The sequence below is a fragment of the Micrococcus lylae genome (assembly GCF_900163825.1).
GTDB lineage: Bacteria > Actinomycetota > Actinomycetes > Actinomycetales > Micrococcaceae > Micrococcus > Micrococcus lylae.
Genome location: NZ_FUKP01000036.1, coordinates 1 through 4197, shown reverse-complemented (window position 1 = coordinate 4197; position 4197 = coordinate 1). Strand labels below are relative to the sequence as shown.

3 protein-coding genes are annotated in these 4197 nt (G+C 56.3%); all 3 read right to left on the bottom strand.

Features of this window, described 5'->3' with window-relative positions:
* Window positions 1-91: 91 nt before the first annotated feature.
* From FM125_RS05355 to FM125_RS05345, 3 genes are read right to left on the bottom strand one after another with little or no spacing between them, the layout of a single operon-like run.
* A complete protein-coding gene (locus FM125_RS05355; RefSeq protein ID WP_087133877.1) occupies window positions 92-2053 on the bottom strand; it encodes a tripartite tricarboxylate transporter permease in 1962 nt (653 codons plus the stop codon).
* Window positions 2054-2065: 12 nt separating this feature from the next.
* Entirely contained in the window at window positions 2066-3145 is a 1080-nt protein-coding gene (locus tag FM125_RS11730; RefSeq protein ID WP_143745232.1) for a type 2 periplasmic-binding domain-containing protein, read from the bottom strand.
* Entirely contained in the window at window positions 3142-4095 is a 954-nt protein-coding gene (locus FM125_RS05345; RefSeq protein WP_180525371.1) for a PrpF domain-containing protein, read from the bottom strand. Before FM125_RS05345 ends, FM125_RS11730 begins: the two co-directional genes overlap by 4 nt.
* Window positions 4096-4197 lie beyond the last annotated feature (102 nt).

Below are 4197 nucleotides of genomic sequence, written 5' to 3'. Positions count from 1 at the left end.
ACAACTATCATCGGCCTCATACCTCCTGCGGAGACGCTCCTCCGGCCTCACTGGCACCGGCCCGAGTCAACAACGTCATGCCCTCCTACAACTAGAGCAGATATCCAGACGCCGGCACGAGTCCAGCCCACTCCGTGAGGGCAATGAGCGTGAGTGCGATGCCAGCCGTATACACCACCGACCAGATGATCTTCATCCGAGCAACCAACAGCAGGAAGACGAGTGCGAAGAGCACGGACCCCGCAATCATGCCAAGAAGGAACACAAGCCAGATGTAGGCCAGCAGCCACAGGATTGAAAGGCCCACCACCTTCAGCCTGTCGCGCCACGCTGAGTCGAACCTTCCCATACCGCCTTCGGAACGAACCCGGATCAGATCCGTGCCGATGCTGAAGATTGCCAACAGGATTCCAACAATTCCGACGGCAATGGGGAACAAGCGACCGCTCGGGCTGAATGAGGTAGCAATGATCACTGCCACAACAAAAAGGACCAGGGCCATACCGGAAACGATGATCTCAACAAACGGAGGCACTACCATGTGGTCCTTCTCGCTGAACGCGACACCAGCCTTCTGATGACGTCCACGCAATGCAGCAACGGACACAATCGTCACCGCAGTAACGCTGATCACGATGACAGCCAGAACGAAAGGACGGAAAACCCACTCTGACAACTCAAATGAATTGACAGTAAGGAAGTAATACCGCTCCAGTGGCTCGGCAAGCACAAACGCGATAAGGAACGGCGCTCGCGGAATATTCGTGATCTTACAAAGCCATCCAACGACACCCAGGATTAGCATGGTGTAGAACACCGTAAGATTGAGCGGCTCCTGGAATCCCGCCAGGAAGAGGATCGGAATGAGAGAAGCTGCGAGCACTGGAAAACGCACGAAGCTAAGACGCGCCAACGGCCTTGCCATGAAGAACGCGAGGGCCGCTCCAGCCACACTTGCAATCGCAAATGCCCATACAATGAAGTAGACGACATCAAGGTCCTTGGTAATCATTCCGGGACCAGGCTGGATGCCAAAGATGAGCAGCACACCAAGCAGGAGTGCAAACGGCGCAGCGCCAGGCACGCCGAAGAGAAGTGTGGGAATCAACGCACCAGACTCAATACCATTGCTCGCGGCGGAATGTGCAATCACGCCCCGCGGATCTCCCTTGCCAAACTGAGAGTCCTTACGACGCGAGGCGAACGCCTGCGCCTGACCATACGCCAACCACGCGCCGGCCGTAGAACCCACACCCGGAAGGATGCCTACGCCTACTCCGACACCAGAACCTCGAAGCACATCCCCCTTATAACGGACGACGTCCTTCATCCCCCGCTTCCAGCCGCCTCCAAGACTAATGCTTCCCTGTGCGACCGAAGCCTTTCGAGCGACAAGGTCAATGATCTCCGCGACACCGAAGATTCCCAGCGCAGCAGCTACAAGACCGAGGCCCTCGGTGAGATACTCAGTGCCAAATGTATAGCGGTACTCGGCCGAGACCGGCGAGACGCCGATCAAACCGAGGATGAGTCCAACAACAGAGATCAGCAGCCCCTTGACGATATTCCCCTTGGACAACATGGCCGTCAGGAAGATACCCATGACGATAAGGGCGAAAATCTCGGGAGAGCCAAACGCTGTAACCACCGGCTGTGCAATTGGCACCACAAGGGTGAGCGCCACGATGCCAATCAGTCCACCAATCATGGAGGAAAGGAAACTCGCAGAAAGTGCGCGGCCACCATTGCCGGCCTTCGCCATCTCATGTCCATCCAATAGGAAGACGGAAGCTGAAGCGGATCCTGGGATACCGAGAACCACCGATGTAATGACATCAGACGTGTGCACAACTGCAACAGCGCCGATGATCATTGCGATCGCCTGACTTGGTTCCAGCACAAAGACGAATGGCATTAGCACCGCTACGGCTCCGGTGCCCCCAAGCCCTGGAATCACGCCGATGATAAGACCAACGACAACTCCTACTGCCAGGAACAGGAGCATTGTCGGGTCAGCAAACTGTGAAAGTGCGCTCAGAGCAGCATCAATCATTACATTCACCTCTCAGTGCAGGGCAGAGCCATGCTTATTCAGAAGAAAGTCCTTCGTATAGTTAAGGACGTCTTCAGGGATGGTCAGAGCCGACCTGAACTGATCACGGACCTCAGGGCCCGACAGCAACGAATAGCCACCGAGAGCATCTTTGGCCTCATCCAGAAACTCCGGGTCAGCATTCAGCGCCTTGACCATGGAGTCATAGTTATCAAGCACGCGCTGGTCAGTTTCGCTGTTGGTCCACAACCCCTTCTGGAAGAAGAACCCAGGCGCTGCGAACGATCGAAATGCCCTATAGGCAAGAGAATCTCCACCAACGATCTCACTGAGCGTCGGTACGTCCGGCAAGTTCGGGTCTCGCACGATCTCATTGCCGTCCAATTCACCAACGCTAAACAGAGGAACGGCTTGACCCGCATCAACCAGAGGTTGAACCTGAGTCAAATATGTAGCCGTAGTTTGGAAGTCAAGATGAGTCTCATTTCGCTGCACAGACAATCTCGTTGGACCGCGTCCCTCGAATCCGTACACCCCTCTCACCTCAACTCCCAAGGCCTCTAGCCCGAGGAGAGCTACGAGATCAAGCCCTGAAGCAGACATGCCCGCATACTTCACAGGTTTGCCATAAGAAAGCAGATCATCAATTGAACGAATCCCGGATTCCACGTTGGTCCAGACGACCGCACCGGTACCGTTAAGTGCAAGTGGCTCCAGCTCCGCAAAGTCGAATTCAGCGGCGCTGTGATCGAGCATACTCTGAAAGTAGGTCGTGGCCGACGAGACCAGAAGTTGCCGTCCATCGCGGGTGCCAGCATGCACATAGGCATTCGTGCCCGTAATAGATTCACCGCCGGGAATGTTCTGAATCTGATAGCGGTTGATCTGCGGATCGAGCTTAGCGAAGTAGGGCGTGATGAACCTCGCCCAAGTGTCTGTGCCGCCGCCAGAACTATAGGGAACAACGACGTCAACGATTCCGGGACCGGAAGGGTTGTACGCCACCTGCGCCGGGGCGCACCCAGAAATTGTAAAAAGAGAACCCCCTAGCAGTCCGGCCAGTAGAGTACGGCGTTGAATATCGTGCTTCATGCAGGCTGCACCTCCGAAGTAGTGGGGGAATACGATTCGTTGTAGCCGTCTTTCTGCAGCAGATCGCCAGGAAGCGAAAGTGTTGAATCGGCCAGCAGTCGGGCAGTACGCGTGACCGCAACCACCATCACACCATTGGCCTCTTCAATACTTGTTTCGATCAATCCAGCAGGCGTGTGGATCTTGATAATGGATTGCTGGTTCGCCGACTCCTTATGGATGACGGTTCCCGGTGTGCAGAGGGCGTACGTCAATGCGACACTGCCCGTGATTGGCATTGCCGGGTGCGGGACGCCCATGGAGAGCATCACGACCTGCGCGTCGTTGCCGTCCGTGGACCCCTGGCCAACTACACCGATCTTTGGAATAGCTCGCTCTGCAGCGTCTGCGGTGCCAACAATCTGCATTAGCACGGCAGCTTCTCGTCTAATCTGTTCCATCACTTGAAGCTGGGATCCCATCCGCGTACTCCACTCATGATGGGGAACGTCTTCAAGATGAAGATCCGCCGCTGCGAGGAACACGCAGGGGGCGCCGGCGTCCACGAGCGAGGCACGATAGTGTCGGCCGTTCACGAGGAACTCGTCAGATACGTTCCCTGTCGGAAAGAGCGCACCTGTCGACTTTCCTGCAGGGTCCTCGAACCCAAGGGCAACACGGTGGCCGGGGAACGGTACCCCAGTCTGAATGGCATCCGGCCGTTCGGGGAGCTTCCCTCCAGGGGTGTCGACCCGCTGAACGATGACTTGGTCCGTGTTGGTGTTGAGGACGACAACGGTCGTCACGTCAGAGGTGGGTTCGACCCATCCAGCCTCGATGGCATGGAGGCCAACCGTTGAGGAGCAATTGCCGCAATTGCTCCCCCAGTCAACCTTTGCCTCCGTGATGCCAACTTGGGCAAACGTGTAATCGATGTCGATTCCATCACGCGAAGAGGGCTCGACGATCACTGCCTTGCTAGTTGTAGGAGGGCATGACGTTGTTGACACATGCAGGGGCCAGTGAGGCCGGAGGAGCGTCTCCGCAGGAGGTATGAGGCCGATGATAGTTGT